Below are 17,642 nucleotides of genomic sequence, written 5' to 3'. Positions count from 1 at the left end.
GCGCGCCATGCCCCTGACCGATGAATCCGCGCTGGCGATCCCCGAAGGGGCGGCGCTGGAGGCGGTGTTCTGGAAGGGGCGGACGGATTTCTGGCCGGTGGTCCGCAAGATGGTCCGCGAGACCTGGCGCGTGGCGGACCCCATGCCCGCCATCCGCATCCTGCAGGGGGTGACGCGGCCGCTCTGGACCATGGCGCACCGGGTGGAGGCGCCGGAATACCGGCAGTTGCGGGACGGGGTGTTGCCGGTGCTGGCGGAGGCGAACGCGCCCCTGCTCCTGCACTCCCCGCACGAGCCGCTGCCCGGGGGCGATGCGGAGAGGCCGCCGGTCCGGCTAACCTGGCACAGCAACGGCAAGGCGACGGGCCGCTGGCACTACAAGGCCGGTGCCCTGCCGCACATGCTCTCCTTCGACCGGCTGGGCTATTCCGGCTGGTCGGAGCTGGCGGGGCTGGAGCGGCGGGACGTGCTGGCGGTGGATGCCGCCATCGCGGATGCCTTCCACGAGACGCGGACCCGGCCCTGGCTGGCCGAGGGGCGGTCCAAGTACCGGCAGGACGCCTCCGTGCCGGTGGAGGGGGAGGGGTTCATTTTCCTGCCCCTTCAACTACCAAATGATTCGGTGATCGCGCTGAAGCTCTTCGAGGCGCCCTACCTGGATGGGGTGAGGCGCATGGTCGCGGCCCTGGCGGGGGCCGGCGTGCCGGTGGTGATCAAGCGCCACCCGCACTGCAAGGACCCAGCGGTAGGCCGCTTCCTGGAGGCACTGCCGGAGGGGCCGGTCTCGGTCAGCCGGGCATCAGTCCACGCGCTCATCTCGCGGGCGCGGGCGGTGCTGACCGTCAATTCCGGGGTGGGGTTCGAGGCGCTGCTGCACGGGAAGCCCGTGGTCGCGGCGGGAAAGGCCGAGTACCGGGTGGCGGCAACGGAGCTGGCCGACCCCGATGCGGCGCCCGCCGCGCTGGCCACGGCGGTGGCGGGGCATGATCCGGGCTTCATCCGGCGCTACCTGTTCCTGGCGCTGAACCAGTACGGGATCGACACGCGCGACCCGGTTTCCTTCCAGCGGGCTGTGCTGCGCGTGCTGTGCCAGGACTACATGGAGAGGGTGCCGCGCTGAGCATGGAATTCCGCCATGTCATCCCCCTCGGCTCCCGCTGCCGCCTGACGCACAACCTGCGCCTGCATTTCGGACACGAGGGGAAGTACCCCTTCGACTGGTTCATCCTGCCCCTGGCCGGGCTGATCACCTGCCTGGAGGAGGGGCTGGACGCCGCGCGGGTCTTCGACGCCGCCCAGCTCAAGCCGGTGAAGGACGACAAGGGGGTGATCCAGACCGTGCGGAACGCGCGCCTGGGCATCCTGCACCAGCACGATTTCCCCTCGGGCCAGGGGCAGCCGATCCTGGCGGGGTGGGAGGAGCACATCCCCGGAGCGGCCGGGCGATTCGCGAATCTCGCCGGGCGGATGCGGAAGGCCGCGGCGGAGGGGCCGGTGCTCTACGTGCGGGAACGGCACAAGAGCGACGACCCGGCCGCGCTGGCGCGGCTGCGGGAGGCGCTGGAGGGGGTGGCGCCGGGCGGAGATTTCCACCTTCTGGCCGTGAACTACCCGCCGGATGCGGTGCCGGAGGGCATCGAGGCCATCACCGTGACGGAGACGGACGGGCATGGATGGCGCGGCGATCCGGTTGCCTGGGGCGCCGCGCTGGGGGCCACGGGGCATCGTTTGGCGGTTGGCTGATCACGCCCTCTCGACAGCGGGCGCGCCTTGCCGTAAGGCACGCCCCCTGCGCGGTCCTGCCTTAGGGGCGTAGCTCAATTGGCTAGAGCGCCGGTCTCCAAAACCGGAGGTTGGGGGTTCGAGACCCTCCGCCCCTGCCAGGGCGGGCCGCGCATGACCATTTTCGGCATGGCGCCGGACCGTCCCTGGGCCTCTCCAGAGGGCCCCGCGCCGGGAGGGGGCCTGACGTGGCCGGTTTCAATCCTGTGGGCTACTTCCGTGATGTCCGCCAGGAGATCGGGCGCGTCACCTGGCCGAGCCGCAAGGAAACGCTGATCACCACCGGGCTGGTGCTTGCCCTGTCGGCGCTGGCGGCGGTGTTCTTCCTCGTGACGGACTGGGTGATCCAAACCGGCATGCGCCTGCTGTTCGGATTCGCCTGACGGCAATTTCTCCGCGCCGCGCCGGAGGCCAGGGGATGCCCCAGGGGAGGCCCTAGGGATACCCCGGCCGGAGGCGGCGGCGCCAAAGATCGGGAGCTTCGCGGCCATGGCCGACAAAAAGTGGTACGTGGTCCACGTTTACTCGGGCTTCGAGAAGAAGATCGCCCAGCAGATCAAGGAGCAGGCCGCCCAGAAGGGGCTGGCCGACCGGATCGAGGACGTGCTGGTCCCCTCCGAGGAGGTGGTCGAGGTGCGGCGCGGCCAGAAGGTGAACACCGAGCGCAAGTTCTTCCCGGGCTATGTGCTGGTGAAGATGGAGATGACCGACGAGGCCTGGCACCTCGTCAAGGACACGCCGAAGGTCACCGGCTTCCTCGGCGCCCGCAACAAGCCCAGCCCCATCCCGGAGCGCGAGGCGATGCGGATGCTCCAGCAGGTGCAGGACACGGTGGAGAAGCCGCGCCGCCCCGCCATCACCTTCGAGGTGGGCGAGAACGTGCGCGTGGCGGACGGCCCCTTCACCAGCTTCAACGGCGTGGTGGAGGAAGTGGACGAGGAGAAGGGCCGGGTGAAGGTCTCCGTCTCCATCTTCGGCCGCGCGACGCCGGTGGAGCTGGAGTACGGGCAGGTCGAGAAGGCCTGATCCCGGGCGCAACGCCCCGCTGCCTTTCAGGGCCGCGCCGGTTCTCCGGCGCGGCCCTTTCGATTCCGGGCACTCATGCGGGACGCGCGGCAGGCGACTTGCTAGACGGCACAGGGCTGGCGTGGTGCCCACGCCCATCACTCTCAAGGCAGGTCCATGCGCGTTCCCACTCCGAACCCTCCGCCCGGCATCATCGGCCACAACCGGACGATGCTGACGCCGAACTACTGCGTCTTCCCGCCCGAGGGGATCATGGACAGCCTGCTGCCGAACTGGCCGGGCGTTGTCGTGCGTTTCCAAACCAGCCGGCAGATGGGTGCGCGCTTCGCCCAGGCGATGCTGATCCTGCCGCCCGGGACCGGCAGCGCCGGGGCGGTGGACGAGGGGGTCCAGGCCTTCCTCTACGTCCAGGCCGGAGCTTTGGAGGTGACGGTGGAGGGGGAGACCCATGCCCTGGGCGTGGGCGCCTATGTCTATGTGCCGCAGGGCGTGCCCTACGCCGTGCGGAATGCGGGGGAGGGGGAGGCGCGGGCCATCTGGGTCCGCAAGGCCTATCAGCCCGCGGCCGGCGTGCCGCGGCCGAAGGTCATCGTCGGGCACCGGGACACGGCGCTGAAGGAGGAGAGCGGGCCGCGCTGGCGGTACTGCCTCATCGGGCTGCGCGAGATGCCCATGGACTTCGAGATGAACATCATGTGCTACGCGCCCGGCGCCCATTTCTGGTGCATCGAGACGCATGTGATGGAGCACGGGATGGTCATGCTCCAGGGGCAGGCGCTGCAGCTGCTGGGGCGGGACTGGCACGAGCTCTGGACCGGCGACTTCGTGTGGATGGGGCCCTACGTGCCGCAGCAGATCTACGCGACGGGGAACGAGGTCTGTGAGTACCTCCTTTACAAGGACGTGAACCGGGACGTGATTTGACCGGCCCGACAACAAGCGGCCGGAGCGGGCCTGGTTGGGCGAGGGTGCCGGCAGCTCCTGCCCGCTCCGTGCCGCCCGGGGATGAAACTATTGCTGGACTCGCGAGGCCGCGCCGCCTATAAGCCGCCCCCGCGCCGGCCGGGCCGGGGGTTTTCCCCGCCCGGCCGCCGCGCGTTTTCAGGAACGCGGGAGGCCAGCGCCCCGGACTTATGGGGCGGGCCGCCGGTACCGCGGGCCTCTGATCGAGAGAGGTGCCAGAGATGGCGAAGAAGATCGTCGGCTACATCAAGCTGCAGATCCCCGCGGGCAAGGCGAATCCGTCCCCGCCGGTGGGCCCGGCGCTGGGTCAGCGCGGCCTGAACATCATGCAGTTCGTGAAGGAATTCAACGCGGCCACCCAGGGCATGGAGCCCGGGACCCCGACGCCGGTGGTGATCACCGCCTACTCGGACCGCACCTTCTCCTTCATCACCAAGACCCCGCCCAACACCTACTTCCTGCTGAAGGCGGCGAAGATCGAGAAGGGCAGCCAGACCCCGGGCAAGGGTGGCGTCGTCGGCCGCGTGACGAAGACGCAGCTGGCCGAGATCGCCAAGGTGAAGATGAAGGACATGAACTGCGAGACCGAAGAGGCCGCGGTTCGGATGCTGGCCGGCTCCGCCCGCGCCATGGGCATGAGCGTGGTGGAGGGCTGATCGATGGCCAAGCAGGGCAAGCGTCTCCGCAAGATCGCCGAGGGCACTGACCTCGACAAGAACTACGCGCTGGCCGAGGCCATCGCGACCGCCAAGGCGAACGCCAACGCCAAGTTCGACGAGACCATCGAGATCTCGATGAACCTCGGCATCGACCCGCGCCACGCCGACCAGATGGTCCGCGGCGTCGTGGGCCTGCCGAACGGCACGGGCAAGACCGTGCGCGTGGCCGTGTTCGCCCGCGGCCCGAAGGCCGACGAGGCCCGCGCGGCCGGCGCCGACATCGTGGGCGCCGAGGACCTGATGGAGACGGTCCAGGGCGGCACGATGGACTTCGACCGCTGCATCGCCACCCCGGACATGATGGGCCTGGTGGGCCGCCTCGGTAAGGTTCTCGGCCCGCGCGGCCTGATGCCGAACCCGAAGCTCGGCACGGTTACCATGGACGTGAAGGGCGCCGTCTCGGCCGCCAAGGCCGGCCAGGTGGAGTTCCGCGCGGAGAAGGCGGGTATCGTGCACGCCGGCATCGGCAAGGCGAGCTTCGAGGCCGACAAGCTGCTCGAGAACGCCAAGGCCTTCGTGGACGCCATCCAGCGCGCCCGCCCGACGGGCGCCAAGGGCACCTACGTGAAGAAGGTGGCCGTGTCCTCCTCCATGGGGCCCGGCCTGAAGGTGGACGTGGCGAGCCTCTCCGCCTGAGTTTTTGCCCGGGGCTACGGCCCGGGGCGTGAAATTCGCCCACCCCGCGAGGGTGGGCGGGCAGGGCGGGGAAACCCGCCCGACCTGTCCGAGACCTGGTGTGGCCGATCCTTCTGCGAAGGTAGGACCTTAATGGGCGAGAGCCCGCAACGGGGAGACGGGGTGCCAGAGACGATGATCTGCCAGGACTACCCTGGCGGGCTTGGCTTGGCTTCCGGCTTTCATCTGACAGGCGAACCGGGGTGGCTCCTTGCAGGGTCGCCCCCGTGTGAACCGGCCGGGGCCCCTCCACCAGGCACCGGCTTTTCGTAGGAGACGGGAATGGACCGTACGGAGAAGCGCGAGTTCGTCGCCACCCTCGGTTCGGTGTTCGCCGACACCTCCTTCGTGCTCGTCGCCCAGAACAACGGGCTGACGGTCGCGGCGGTGGATGATCTGCGGCGCCGGATGCGGGCGGCCGGTGCGACGTACAAGGTCGCGAAGAACCGGCTGGCCAATCTCGCCCTCGAAGGCACCCGCTTCCAGGGCATCTCGCCGCTGCTGAAGGGCCCGACCGCGCTCGCGTGGTCGAAGGATCCGGTGGCCGTGGCGAAGACCGCCGTGGAGTTCGCCAAGGGTAACGACAAGTTCGTGATCCTGGGCGGGGCGATCGGGACGCAGACCCTGGACGTCAACGGCGTCAAGGCTCTGTCCGAGCTGCCCTCGCTCGAGACGCTGCGGGCGCAGCTGCTGGGTCTGATCCAGACCCCGGCGACGCGCATCGCGGGCGTGCTGCAGGCTCCGGCCGGGCAGCTGGCGCGGGTGTTCAAGGCCTATGCCGACAAGGATGGGTCCTCCGAGGGCGCGGAAGCCGCCTGAAACGCCGTATCCCCGGGTGGGTTGCCCATAAAGGCGGCACCCGGGGTTGCAAACGTCAAGTCAAGCCATTAGATCAAAGGACATCATCATGGCCGATCTCGCGAAGCTCGTTGACGAGCTGTCCTCCCTCACCGTCCTGGAGGCCGCTGAGCTCTCCAAGATGCTCGAGGAGAAGTGGGGCGTTTCCGCCGCGGCGCCCGTCGCCGTGGCCGCGGCCCCGGCTGCCGGCGGTGGGGCTGCTGCCCCGGCCGCTGAGGAGCAGACGGAGTTCACCGTCATTCTCGCCAACGGCGGCGACAAGAAGATCAACGTGATCAAGGAGATCCGTACGATCACCGGCCTGGGCCTGAAGGAGGCCAAGGACCTGGTCGAGGGCGCTCCGAAGACCGTGAAGGAAGGCGTTTCCAAGGACGAGGCGGAGAAGATCCGCAAGGTCCTCGAGGAGAACGGCGCCAAGGTCGAGGTCAAGTAAGACCTCGGTCGGCTATCCCCCGCCTCTCGGGGCGGGGGAACAGAGTGGTTAAGGGCCGGGCGGAGACCTACGGGTTTCCGCCCGCGCCCGCTTTTCGCCGGGTCGCAGGTGCGGGCCGGTGGTGATGCGGGGAGGGCGGGGCGCGCGGCGGCGCCCGGGTCTCCCCGAACGACGAAGGGACGCAGGGCTGGCATGAACGCGATCTCGAAGGGTGGTTTCGAGGGCAGGGGCCTCACGGGGCGGAAGCGCATCCGCAAGTCCTTCGGGCGGCTGCCCGAGGTGGCGCCGATGCCGAACCTCATCGACGTGCAGCGCGCCTCCTACGAGGCATTCCTGCAGATGGAAGTGGCGGCGGAGATGCGCTCCAACTCCGGCCTGCAGGAGGTTTTCAAGAGCGTCTTCCCGATCAACGACTTCGCCGGCCGCGGCAGCCTGGAATTCGTGCGCTACGAGTTCGAGGAGCCGAAGTACGACGTGGACGAGTGCATCCAGCGCGGGCTGACCTATGCCGCCCCGCTGAAGGCCCATCTGCGCCTGATCGTCTGGGACATCGACGAGGACACGGGCAGCCGCTCCATCCGCGACATCAAGGAGCAGGGCGTCTACATGGGCGATATCCCGCTCATGACGGACAACGGCACCTTCATCGTCAACGGGACCGAGCGCGTCATCGTCTCCCAGATGCACCGCTCCCCGGGCGTGTTCTTCGACCACGACAAGGGCAAGACGCACTCCTCGGGCAAGTACCTCTTCGCCGCCCGCGTGATCCCCTATCGCGGCTCCTGGCTGGACTTCGAGTTCGACGCCAAGGACATCTGCTACGTCCGTATCGACCGGAAGCGGAAGCTGCCGGCGACGACGCTGCTCTATGCCCTGGACTCCTCGGATACGGAGGCGAAGCGCGCCGAGCGCGACATGCCGCTGGAGCCGGGCGAGGTGCGCGGCATGGACGCGCAGGAGATCCTCGGCACCTTCTACAACCAGGTGCTGTTCGCGCACGGCAAGCAGGGCTGGTCGCGCCCCTATGAGCCGGACGCCTTCCGCGGCCTGAAGCTGACCGAGGACCTGGTGGATGCCGCCACCGGCCAGGTGGTCGCCGCCAAGGACACGAAGCTCAACCCGCGCGCCGCCCGCAAGATCGCGGAGGAGGGCACGAAGGAGGTGCTCGTCTCCCGCACCGACCTGCTGGGCCGCTTCGTTGCTGAGGACCTGGTGGACATGTCCACCGGCGAGATCCACGCCGAGGCGGGCGAGGAGCTGACCGAGGCGAAGCTGGCCGCCATTGAGGCTGCTGGTTACGACCGGCTGCCGACCCTGGCGATCGACTCCACGGTCGGCCCCTGGATGCGCAACACGCTGGCGGTGGACAAGAACACCAGCCGCGACGACGCGCTGATGGATATCTACCGCGTGATGCGCCCGGGCGAGCCGCCGACCCCGGAGACGGCCGAGACGCTGTTCCGCGGCCTGTTCTTCGACGGCGAGCGCTACGACCTCTCCGCAGTCGGCCGCGTGAAGATGAACATGCGCCTGGGCTTCACGCTGGAGGAGGCGCCGGACACGCTGCGGACCCTGCGCAAGCAGGACATCCTGGCGACTGTGAAGACCCTGCTGGAGCTGAAGGACGGCAAGGGGCAGATCGACGACATCGACAATCTCGGCAACCGCCGGGTGCGCTCGGTTGGCGAGCTGATGGAGAACCAGTACCGCGTCGGCCTGCTCCGCATGGAGCGCGCCATCAAGGAGCGGATGGGTTCGGTCGACATCGACACGGTGATGCCGACGGACCTCATTAACGCCAAGCCGGCGGCGGCCGCGGTGCGCGAGTTCTTCGGCTCCTCCCAGCTGTCCCAGTTCATGGACCAGACCAACCCGCTGTCCGAGGTGACGCACAAGCGCCGCCTCTCGGCGCTTGGCCCGGGCGGCCTGACGCGCGAGCGCGCCGGCTTCGAGGTGCGCGACGTGCACCCGACGCATTACGGCCGCATCTGCCCGATCGAGACGCCGGAAGGTCCGAACATCGGCCTGATCAACAGCCTCGCCACCTTCGCCAAGGTGAACAAGTACGGCTTCATCGAGACGCCGTACCAGATGGTGAAGGACGGCAAGATCACGGGCGAGCCGCGCTACCTCTCCGCCATGGAGGAGGAGAAGCTCGTCGTCGCCCAGGCTGATGCCGAGGTGGACCGCGAGACGGGCGAGTTCCGTTCCGAGCTGGTCTCCGTGCGCCAGTCCGGTGACTTCCGGCTGGTGAAGCCGGAGGAGGTGACGGCGATCGACATCTCGCCGAAGCAGCTGGTTTCCGTTGCCGCGGCGCTGATCCCGTTCCTTGAGAACGACGATGCCAACCGCGCGCTGATGGGGTCCAACATGATGCGGCAGGCCGTGCCGCTGGTGAAGTCCGACGCCCCGCTCGTGGGCACGGGCATGGAGGCCGCGGTGGCGCGGGACTCCGGCGCCAGCATCGTGGCGCGCCGCGACGGCGTGGTGGACAGCATCGACGGCGCGCGCATCGTGGTGCGCGCCACCGGTGAGGACGGCACGACCCAGGGCGTGGACATCTACCGCCTGCGGAAGTTCCAGCGCTCCAACCAGTCCACCTGCATCAACCAGCGCCCGCTGGTCCGCGTGGGCGACGAGGTGGGCGCCGGCGACATCATTGCCGACGGTCCCTCCACGGAGCTGGGCGAGCTGGCTCTGGGCCGGAATGCGCTCGTCGCGTTCATGCCGTGGAACGGGTACAACTTCGAGGACTCCATCCTGATCAGCGAGCGCATCGCCCAGGATGACGTGTTCACGTCGATCCACATCGACGAGTTCGAGGTTTCCGCCCGCGACACTAAGCTGGGCCAGGAGGAGATCACCCGCGACATCCCGAACGTGGGTGAGGAGGCGCTGCGCAACCTCGACGAGGCCGGCATCGTCTACATCGGCGCCGAGGTGCAGCCGGGCGACATCCTGGTCGGCAAGGTGACGCCGAAGGGCGAGAGCCCGATGACGCCGGAGGAGAAGCTTCTCCGCGCCATCTTCGGCGAGAAGGCCTCCGACGTGCGCGACACGTCGCTGCGCCTGCCGCCGGGCGTCTCCGGCACGATCGTGGACGTGCGCGTCTTCTCCCGCCGCGGCGTGGACAAGGACGAGCGCGCCATGGCGATCGAGCGCGCCGAGATCGAGCGCCTGGCGAAGGACCGCGACGACGAGCGGGCCATCCAGGAGCGCTCCTTCACGGGGCGGCTGCGCGAGATCCTGCTGAACCGCAAGGCGGGCGGCGGCTTCAAGGGCGTGAAGCAGGGCACGGTCATCACCGACGAGGTGCTGGGCGAGTTCAACCGCATGACCTGGCGCCAGATCTCCGTGTCCGACGACGCGGCCCAGGCGCAGCTCGAGGCGCTGAAGCGCGAGTTCGACGCGGCGGTGGAGCGGCTGCAGAAGCGCTTCGAGAGCAAGGTCGAGAAGCTGCAGCGCGGCGACGAGCTGCCGCCCGGCGTGATGAAGATGGTCAAGGTGTTCGTGGCGGTGAAGCGCAAGCTGCAGCCGGGCGACAAAATGGCCGGTCGTCACGGGAACAAGGGCGTCGTCTCCCGCGTGGTGCCGATCGAGGACATGCCGTTCCTCGAGAGCGGCCAGCCGGTGGACCTCGTGCTGAACCCGCTGGGCGTGCCCTCGCGCATGAACATCGGGCAGATCCTCGAGACGCACCTGGGCTGGGCCTGCGCGAACATCGGCAAGCAGATCGGCGAGGTGGTCGAGGACTACCGCCGCGCCGGCGCCGCCCGGGACGCGCTGATCGAGAAGCTGCGCGAGGTCTATGGGGACGAGATCACGGACCGTGACATCGTCAACATGAGCGAGGACCAGCTGCTCGAGCTCGGCGAGAACCTGCGCGGCGGCGTGCCGATCGCGACGCCGGTCTTCGACGGCGCCCGCATCTCGGACATTGAGGGGCTGCTGGAGAAGGCAGGCCTGGACACCTCCGGCCAGATGCAGCTGGTGGACGGGCGCACAGGCGAGCTGTTCGAGCGCAAGGTCACCGTCGGCTACATCTACATGCTGAAGCTGCACCACCTGGTGGACGACAAGATCCACGCCCGCTCCATCGGCCCCTACTCGCTCGTCACCCAGCAGCCGCTGGGCGGCAAGGCGCAGTTCGGCGGCCAGCGCTTCGGCGAGATGGAGGTCTGGGCGCTGGAGGCTTACGGCGCCGCCTACACGCTGCAGGAGATGCTGACGGTGAAGTCGGACGACGTGTCCGGCCGCACCAAGGTCTACGAGGCGATCGTCCGCGACCAGGACAGCTTCGAGGCCGGCATCCCCGAGAGCTTCAACGTTCTGACCAAGGAGCTGAAGTCCCTTGGCCTGAACGTGGACCTCGAGAACCGCGGCTAAGGTCTGACAAGGATCGCGCCGGCCCCTTCCCAGCGGGGCCGGCCGCTGATTTCGCCGCGCGAGAGCGTGGCAGGCTGGACTTAGAAGGAAGGCCCCATGAACGAGCTGATGAAGATCCTTGGCCAGACCGGCCAGGCCGTCACCTTCGATCAGATCAAGATCACCATCGCCTCCCCGGAGCAGATCCGTTCCTGGTCCTATGGCGAGATCAAGAAGCCCGAGACGATCAACTACCGCACCTTCAAGCCGGAGCGGGACGGGCTTTTCTGCGCGCGCATCTTCGGTCCGATCAAGGACTACGAGTGCCTGTGCGGCAAGTACAAGCGGATGAAGTTCCGCGGCATCATCTGCGAGAAGTGCGGTGTCGAGGTGACGCTGGCCAAGGTGCGCCGCGAGCGCATGGGCCACATCGAGCTCGCCTCTCCCGTCGCGCACATCTGGTTCATGAAGTCCCTGCCCAGCCGCGTCGGCCTGATGGTCGACATGTCGCTGAAGGAGCTGGAGAAGGTCCTGTATTTCGAGAGCTACGTGGTTCTCGAGCCGGGCCTGACCGACCTCAAGCTGCACCAGCTGCTGACTGAGGACGCCTACCAGTCCAAGATGGATGAGTTCGGCGAGGACGCCTTCACTGTCGGCATCGGCGCCGAGGCGGTGAAGACGATGCTGACCGGCATCGAGCTGGACAAGGAGAGCGCCCGGCTGCGCGCGGAGCTGAAGGAGACCACCTCCGAGGCCAAGCGCAAGAAGCTGGTGAAGCGGCTGAAGCTCATCGAGAGCTTCAACGAGGGCGGCGCGCGCCCGGAGTGGATGATCCTGGACGTCGTCCCGGTGATCCCGCCCGAGCTGCGCCCGCTGGTCCCGCTGGACGGCGGCCGCTTCGCGACCTCCGACCTGAACGACCTGTACCGCCGCGTCATCAACCGCAACAACCGCCTGAAGCGGCTGATCGAGCTGCGCGCGCCGGACATCATCGTGCGCAACGAGAAGCGCATGCTGCAGGAGGCCGTGGACGCGCTGTTCGACAACGGCCGCCGGGGCCGCGCGATCACGGGCGCCAACAAGCGCCCGCTGAAGTCGCTCTCCGACATGCTGAAGGGCAAGCAGGGCCGGTTCCGCCAGAACCTGCTCGGCAAGCGCGTGGACTACTCGGGCCGTTCGGTCATCGTGGTGGGTCCCGAGCTGAAGCTGCACCAGTGCGGCCTGCCGAAGAAGATGGCGCTGGAGCTGTTCAAGCCCTTCATCTACTCGAAGCTCGAGAAGTACGGCCACGCCACCACCATCAAGGCCGCGAAGCGGATGGTGGAGAAGGAGCGTCCCGAGGTGTGGGACATCCTCGAGGAGGTGATCCGCGAACACCCGGTGATGCTGAACCGGGCGCCGACGCTGCACCGCCTGGGCATCCAGGCCTTCGAGCCGATCCTCGTCGAGGGCAAGGCGATCCAGCTGCACCCGCTGGTCTGCACCGCCTTCAACGCGGACTTCGACGGCGACCAGATGGCCGTGCATGTCCCGCTGAGCCTTGAGGCCCAGCTGGAGGCGCGCGTGCTGATGATGTCCACGAACAACATCCTCAGCCCCGCGAACGGCAAGCCGATCATCGTGCCGTCCCAGGACATCGTGCTGGGCCTCTACTACCTCAGCCTGGAGACGCCGGAGTTCCGGCAGGACAAGGCCGAGATCGAGGCCAAGCGCGCCCTGATCGCTGGCACCGCCGGCAAGTCCGCCGACCAGCTGAACGAGGACGAGAAGGCGGCGCTCTCCTTCCGCCCGACCGTGTTCGACGGGCTGGGTGAGGTGGAGCAGGCGCTGGCCGCTGGCGCTGTCACGCTGCACACCGCGATCCTGGCCGCCGTGCCGGGCTTCAGGGACGGTCAGCCCGCCCGCGAGACCGTGATCACCACGCCGGGCCGCCTGATGATGGGCACGCTGCTGCCCCATCACCCGAACGTGCCCTACGCGATCATCAACCGGCAGCTGACGAAGCGCAGCATCTCCGACGTGATCGACGCGGTGTACCGCCACTGCGGCCAGAAGGAGTCGGTGATCTTCGCCGACCGCCTGATGGGGCTGGGCTTCCGCAACGCGGCGAAGGCCGGCATCTCCTTCGGCAAGGACGATATGATGATCCCGGCCTCCAAGGCCGAGATGATTGACCGCACCAAGGGCGAGGTGAAGGAGTTCGAGCAGCAGTACCTCGACGGCCTCATCACCGCCGGCGAGCGGTACAACAAGGTCGTCGATGCCTGGTCGCGCGCCACGGAAGAGGTGGCGGGCGCCATGATGAAGGAGATCTCCCGCCAGGAGATGGGCAAGCAGACGAACTCCGTCTGGATGATGTCCCACTCCGGTGCGCGTGGGTCGCCGGCGCAGATGCGCCAGCTGGCCGGGATGCGCGGCCTGATGGCCAAGCCCTCGGGCGAAATCATCGAGCAGCCGATCATCTCGAACTTCAAGGAAGGCCTGACCGTCCTCGAGTACTTCAACTCCACCCACGGCGCCCGCAAGGGCCTGGCGGACACGGCGCTGAAGACCGCGAACTCGGGCTACCTGACCCGCCGCCTGGTGGACGTGGCGCAGGACTGCATCATCGTGGACCGGGATTGCGGCACGGAGCGCGGCATCACGGTTCGCGCCGTGATGGACGGGGGCGAGGTCGTCTCGTCCCTCTCCGAGCGCATCCTGGGTCGCACGATCCAGCGCGAGGTGACCAACCCGGAGACCGGCGAGGTCGTCGCGGCGCGGGACTCGCTCGTGGACGAGGTGATGGCCGACGCCGTCGAGAAGGCCGGGGTGGAGGAGGTTTATATCCGCTCCGTCCTGACCTGCGACGCGCGGCAGGGCGTCTGCGGCATGTGCTACGGGCGCGACCTTGCCCGCGGCACGCCGGTGAACACCGGTGAGGCTGTCGGCGTCATCGCCGCCCAGTCCATCGGCGAGCCGGGCACGCAGCTGACCATGCGCACCTTCCACATCGGTGGCGCGGCGCAGCGCTCGGCCGAGCAGGCGCATGTCGAGGCGACCGGCGACGGCACCGCGAAGGTGCTGAACAAGCAGGTCGTCACGAACTCCGAGGGCGTCTCGATCGTGATGAGCCGCAACTGCGAGATCGTGCTGAGCGATGCGCAGGGCCGCGAGCGCGCCCGCTACCGCGTGCCCTACGGTGCGCGGCTGCTGATCGCCGACACGGCGGAGGTGACCCGCGCCCAGAAGCTGGCGGAGTGGGACCCCTTCACCCTGCCGATCATCATCGATCGCGCCGGCACGGTGGAGTACACGGACCTAATCGAGGGCTTCACCCTTTACGAGGAGACGGACCCGGTGACGGGCCTGTCCTCCAAGGTGGTGCGCGAGCCGGTGGAGCGGGCGAAGAACGCCAACCTCCGTCCGAGCATCGTGCTCCGCGAGGGCGGGAAGGTCGTGGCGCAGTTCGCGCTGCAGCCGGCCTCGATCCTGAACGTGGAGAACGGCGCCACAGTCCATGCTGGCGACATCATCGCCCGCCTGCCGCGCGAGTCGTCCAAGACCCGCGACATCACGGGCGGTCTGCCGCGCGTGGCGGAGCTGTTCGAGGCGCGCCGGCCTAAGGACGCCGCCATCATCAGCGACATCGATGGGCGGGTGGAGTTCGGCAAGGACTATAAGGCCAAGCGCCGCATCGTGGTGGTGCCCGAGGCTGTCGGCGACGAGCAGCCGGCCTCCCGCGAGTACCTGGTGCCCAAGGGCAAGCACGTCTCCGTCCAGGAGGGCGACTATGTCCGCGCCGGTGACCCGCTGGTGGACGGCCCGCGCGTGCCGCACGACATCCTGCGCGTGCTGGGCGTCGAGGCTCTCGCGAACTACCTCGTGAACGAGATCCAGGACGTCTATCGGCTGCAGGGCGTGAAGATTAACGACAAGCACATCGAGGTGATCGTTCGCCAGATGCTGCAGAAGGTCGAGATCATCGAGCCGGGCGACACGACCTACCTGATCGGTGAGCAGGTGGACCGCATCGAGTTCGACATCGAGAACGAGAAGCGGCTGGCGCTGAAGGAGCGGCCCGCCCGGGCCGAGCCGGTGCTCCAGGGCATCACCAAGGCGAGCCTGCAGACCAACTCCTTCATCTCGGCCGCCTCCTTCCAGGAGACGACCCGGGTGCTCACGGAGGCGGCCGTGGCCGGCAAGGTCGACCGCCTGGAGGGCCTGAAGGAGAACGTGATCGTCGGGCGCCTGATCCCGGCGGGCACGGGCTCCGTGATGAACCGCCTGCGGTCCCTGGCGGCCCAGCGGGACAAGGGGCGCCTGCCCGCCGGCCAGCCGGCCCTGCCCGGTGGCGAGCAGCAGGCCGCCGAGTAAGTACCTGTAACCGCGTTGAATCCGGCCGCCCTTCTGGGCGGCCGGACCGGCATCGGGCGGGGCAGGGATGGTATCCCGGCCCCGCCCGACTCACTTTGCGTAATATGCTTGACTCATGGGGGCAGGGGGGGTAGGTGTCCGCCCCTCTACGGACCTACCGGCATCGCCCCCTGGGTTGAGTCACGGGTTCGAACGGGTTTGGACGACGACATTCAGCGTCGCCGTAGCCACCGCCTTCCAAGAAGGACACGGTCCAACGAGACCGGGTTCAATGGGCGGGTCAGGCCGGGGACGGAGAAGTAGCCCGCAGGGCCGCATGCGCGGTCAGGCGGGCGCCTTCGCTTGGAATGAAGTCGGACGTAGAAGGGTCACGAAGGGGCGTCATGCCGACGATCAACCAGCTTATCGCGCAGGGGCGCGAGCCGAAGCCGAGCCGCAACAAGGTGCCGGCCCTGCAGAGCTGCCCCCAGAAGCGCGGCGTTTGCACGCGCGTCTACACCACCACGCCGAAGAAGCCGAACTCGGCTCTTCGTAAGGTCGCCAAGGTGCGCCTAACGAATGGCTACGAGGTGGTGTCCTACATCCCCGGCGAGGGTCACAACCTTCAGGAGCACTCGGTCGTCCTGATCCGCGGTGGCCGCGTGAAGGACCTTCCGGGCGTTCGCTACCACATCCTGCGCGGCGTGCTCGACACCCAGGGCATCGCCAAGCGGCGCCAGCGCCGTTCGCTGTACGGCGCCAAGCGGCCGAAGTGAGGAACTGAGAGATGTCGCGTCGTCACCGCGCAGAGAAGCGCGAGGTCCTGCCGGATCCGAAGTTTGGGGATCTCGTGCTCAGCCGTTTCATGAATGTGCTGATGTACGACGGCAAGAAGAGCATCGCCGAAGGCATCGTCTATGGCGCCATGGACACGCTGAAGAAGCGTGGCGGTGCCAATAGCGATCCGCTGCGCCTGTTCCACGAGGCAATGGACAACGTGAAGCCGGCCGTCGAGGTGCGCTCCCGTCGCGTTGGCGGCGCCACCTACCAGGTGCCCGTCGAGGTTCGCCCGGAACGCCGGCAGGCCCTCGCGATCCGCTGGATCATCGAATCCGCCCGCAAGCGTGGCGAGCACACGATGGAGGATCGTCTCTCCGCCGAGCTGATGGATGCGGCGAACAACCGCGGCTCTGCCGTGAAGAAGCGCGAAGACACTCACCGGATGGCCGAAGCCAACAAGGCTTTCAGCCACTACCGCTGGTAACCCATAGAAGACCCATCCGGGCAGAGGCACGACAATGGCGAAGGCGAAGTTCGAGCGGAACAAGCCGCACTGCAACATCGGGACGATTGGTCACGTTGACCACGGCAAGACGTCCCTGACGGCGGCGATCACGAAGGTTCTGGCGAAGTCGGGTGGTGCGTCGTTCACGGCGTACGACCAGATCGACAAGGCGCCCGAGGAGCGCGCGCGCGGCATCACGATCTCGACGGCGCATGTCGAGTACGAGACGGCCAACCGCCACTACGCGCACGTGGACTGCCCCGGCCACGCCGACTACGTGAAGAACATGATCACGGGTGCGGCGCAGATGGACGGCGCGATCCTGGTGGTCTCGGCGGCCGACGGCCCGATGCCGCAGACGCGCGAGCACATCCTGCTGGCCCGCCAGGTCGGCGTGCCGGCGCTGGTGGTGTTCCTGAACAAGGTCGACATGGCCGACCCCGACCTGCTGGAGCTGGTCGAGATGGAGGTGCGCGAGCTCCTCTCCTCCTACCAGTTCCCGGGCGACGACATCCCGATCATCCACGGCTCCGCGCTGATGGCCCTCGAGGACAAGCAGCCCGAGATCGGCGAGCAGGCGATCCTGAAGCTGATGGAGGCGGTGGACGCCTATATCCCGCAGCCGGAGCGCCCGAAGGACCTGCCGTTCCTGATGCCGATCGAGGACGTGTTCTCGATCTCCGGCCGCGGCACCGTGGTGACCGGCCGCGTTGAGCGCGGCATCGTCAAGGTGGGCGAGGAAGTCGAGATCGTCGGCCTGAAGGACACCGTGAAGACGACGGTGACGGGCGTCGAGATGTTCCGCAAGCTGCTGGACAGCGGCGAGGCGGGCGACAACATCGGCGCGCTGCTGCGCGGCACGAAGCGCGAGGACGTGGAGCGCGGGCAGGTTCTGTCCAAGCCCGGCGCGATCACGCCGCACACGCAGTTCAAGGCCGAGGCCTACATCCTGACGAAGGAGGAGGGCGGTCGCCACACGCCGTTCTTCACGAACTACCGGCCGCAGTTCTACTTCCGCACGACCGACGTGACGGGCGTGGTGAAGCTGCCCGAGGGCGTGGAGATGGTGATGCCGGGCGACAACGTCGCCATGGACGTGGAGCTCATCGCCCCGATCGCCATGGACCAGGGCCTGCGCTTCGCCATCCGCGAGGGCGGCCGCACCGTCGGCGCCGGCGTCGTCGCCAGCATCCAGAAGTAA

At 68.1% G+C, this 17,642-nt stretch carries 14 protein-coding genes and 1 tRNA gene; all 15 read left to right on the top strand.

All coding sequences use genetic code 11. The features are described 5' to 3' along the window. Positions 1-7: 7 nt before the first annotated feature. The 15 genes from NRP21_RS05195 (at position 8) to tuf (ending at position 17,642) form a co-directional block, all read left to right on the top strand. Positions 8-1,120 (top strand): capsular polysaccharide export protein, LipB/KpsS family, encoded by a 1,113-nt coding sequence (locus tag NRP21_RS05195; protein ID WP_257715118.1) that lies wholly within the window; start codon positions 8-10, stop codon positions 1,118-1,120. Positions 1,121-1,122: 2 nt separating this feature from the next. Further along, positions 1,123-1,743: a papain-like cysteine peptidase gene (locus NRP21_RS05190; protein WP_257715117.1), complete on the top strand. Its 621-nt coding sequence runs from the start codon at positions 1,123-1,125 to the stop codon at positions 1,741-1,743. 63 nt (positions 1,744-1,806) lie between these two features. After that, a tRNA-Trp gene (locus NRP21_RS05185) sits at positions 1,807-1,883 on the top strand. A gap of 87 nt (positions 1,884-1,970) precedes the next feature. Further along, on the top strand, positions 1,971-2,165 hold the full coding sequence (secE, locus tag NRP21_RS05180; RefSeq protein WP_257715116.1) for a preprotein translocase subunit SecE: 195 nt from the start codon (positions 1,971-1,973) through the stop codon (positions 2,163-2,165). Between the two features lie 106 nt (positions 2,166-2,271). Then, positions 2,272-2,808, top strand: a complete 537-nt coding sequence (gene nusG / locus NRP21_RS05175; RefSeq protein ID WP_257715115.1) for a transcription termination/antitermination protein NusG — start codon at positions 2,272-2,274, stop codon at positions 2,806-2,808. A gap of 156 nt (positions 2,809-2,964) precedes the next feature. Further along, positions 2,965-3,732, top strand: coding sequence for a (S)-ureidoglycine aminohydrolase (gene allE, locus NRP21_RS05170; protein ID WP_257715114.1), 768 nt, complete (start codon positions 2,965-2,967; stop codon positions 3,730-3,732). Between the two features lie 260 nt (positions 3,733-3,992). Next, a complete protein-coding gene (gene rplK, locus NRP21_RS05165) occupies positions 3,993-4,427 on the top strand; it encodes a 50S ribosomal protein L11 (RefSeq protein ID WP_209375111.1) in 435 nt (144 codons plus the stop codon). A 3-nt stretch (positions 4,428-4,430) separates the two neighbouring features. Continuing rightward, positions 4,431-5,126 carry a 50S ribosomal protein L1 gene (gene rplA / locus NRP21_RS05160; protein ID WP_257715113.1) on the top strand — a complete coding sequence of 232 codons (696 nt, stop codon included), beginning with the start codon at positions 4,431-4,433 and terminating at the stop codon, positions 5,124-5,126. A gap of 321 nt (positions 5,127-5,447) precedes the next feature. After that, on the top strand, positions 5,448-5,984 hold the full coding sequence (rplJ, locus tag NRP21_RS05155) for a 50S ribosomal protein L10 (protein ID WP_257715112.1): 537 nt from the start codon (positions 5,448-5,450) through the stop codon (positions 5,982-5,984). Positions 5,985-6,072: 88 nt separating this feature from the next. After that, on the top strand, positions 6,073-6,456 hold the full coding sequence (rplL, locus tag NRP21_RS05150) for a 50S ribosomal protein L7/L12 (RefSeq protein ID WP_257715111.1): 384 nt from the start codon (positions 6,073-6,075) through the stop codon (positions 6,454-6,456). A 192-nt stretch (positions 6,457-6,648) separates the two neighbouring features. Next, positions 6,649-10,842 (top strand): DNA-directed RNA polymerase subunit beta, encoded by a 4,194-nt coding sequence (gene rpoB / locus NRP21_RS05145; protein WP_257715110.1) that lies wholly within the window; start codon positions 6,649-6,651, stop codon positions 10,840-10,842. A gap of 96 nt (positions 10,843-10,938) precedes the next feature. Then, positions 10,939-15,177 carry a DNA-directed RNA polymerase subunit beta' gene (gene rpoC / locus NRP21_RS05140; protein WP_257715109.1) on the top strand — a complete coding sequence of 1,413 codons (4,239 nt, stop codon included), beginning with the start codon at positions 10,939-10,941 and terminating at the stop codon, positions 15,175-15,177. A 383-nt stretch (positions 15,178-15,560) separates the two neighbouring features. Beyond that, a complete protein-coding gene (gene rpsL / locus NRP21_RS05135) occupies positions 15,561-15,932 on the top strand; it encodes a 30S ribosomal protein S12 (protein WP_073139794.1) in 372 nt (123 codons plus the stop codon). Positions 15,933-15,943: 11 nt separating this feature from the next. After that, positions 15,944-16,420 carry a 30S ribosomal protein S7 gene (gene rpsG, locus NRP21_RS05130; RefSeq protein ID WP_209375117.1) on the top strand — a complete coding sequence of 159 codons (477 nt, stop codon included), beginning with the start codon at positions 15,944-15,946 and terminating at the stop codon, positions 16,418-16,420. Positions 16,421-16,454: 34 nt separating this feature from the next. Next, positions 16,455-17,642 carry an elongation factor Tu gene (gene tuf / locus NRP21_RS05125; RefSeq protein ID WP_257715108.1) on the top strand — a complete coding sequence of 396 codons (1,188 nt, stop codon included), beginning with the start codon at positions 16,455-16,457 and terminating at the stop codon, positions 17,640-17,642.

The organism is Roseomonas populi, assembly GCF_024594815.1.
Taxonomy (GTDB): Bacteria; Pseudomonadota; Alphaproteobacteria; order Acetobacterales; family Acetobacteraceae; genus Roseomonas; species Roseomonas populi.
The sequence above is the reverse complement of the archived record's forward strand: the minus strand, read 5'-3'. Positions and strand labels throughout refer to the sequence as shown.

What these genes read in the sequence shown, in the direction of transcription:
- nusG (WP_257715115.1), top strand. Translation starts at nt 2,272, where the DNA reads ATGGCCGACAAAAAGTGGTACGTGGTCCACGTTTACTCGGGCTTCGAG.
- allE (WP_257715114.1), top strand. Translation starts at nt 2,965, where the DNA reads ATGCGCGTTCCCACTCCGAACCCTCCGCCCGGCATCATCGGCCACAAC.
- tuf (WP_257715108.1), top strand. Translation starts at nt 16,455, where the DNA reads ATGGCGAAGGCGAAGTTCGAGCGGAACAAGCCGCACTGCAACATCGGG.
- rpsL (WP_073139794.1), top strand. Translation starts at nt 15,561, where the DNA reads ATGCCGACGATCAACCAGCTTATCGCGCAGGGGCGCGAGCCGAAGCCG.
- rplJ (WP_257715112.1), top strand. Translation starts at nt 5,448, where the DNA reads ATGGACCGTACGGAGAAGCGCGAGTTCGTCGCCACCCTCGGTTCGGTG.
- rplL (WP_257715111.1), top strand. Translation starts at nt 6,073, where the DNA reads ATGGCCGATCTCGCGAAGCTCGTTGACGAGCTGTCCTCCCTCACCGTC.
- rpoB (WP_257715110.1), top strand. Translation starts at nt 6,649, where the DNA reads ATGAACGCGATCTCGAAGGGTGGTTTCGAGGGCAGGGGCCTCACGGGG.
- rpsG (WP_209375117.1), top strand. Translation starts at nt 15,944, where the DNA reads ATGTCGCGTCGTCACCGCGCAGAGAAGCGCGAGGTCCTGCCGGATCCG.
- NRP21_RS05195 (WP_257715118.1), top strand. Translation starts at nt 8, where the DNA reads ATGCCCCTGACCGATGAATCCGCGCTGGCGATCCCCGAAGGGGCGGCG.
- rpoC (WP_257715109.1), top strand. Translation starts at nt 10,939, where the DNA reads ATGAACGAGCTGATGAAGATCCTTGGCCAGACCGGCCAGGCCGTCACC.
- rplK (WP_209375111.1), top strand. Translation starts at nt 3,993, where the DNA reads ATGGCGAAGAAGATCGTCGGCTACATCAAGCTGCAGATCCCCGCGGGC.
- rplA (WP_257715113.1), top strand. Translation starts at nt 4,431, where the DNA reads ATGGCCAAGCAGGGCAAGCGTCTCCGCAAGATCGCCGAGGGCACTGAC.
- NRP21_RS05190 (WP_257715117.1), top strand. Translation starts at nt 1,123, where the DNA reads ATGGAATTCCGCCATGTCATCCCCCTCGGCTCCCGCTGCCGCCTGACG.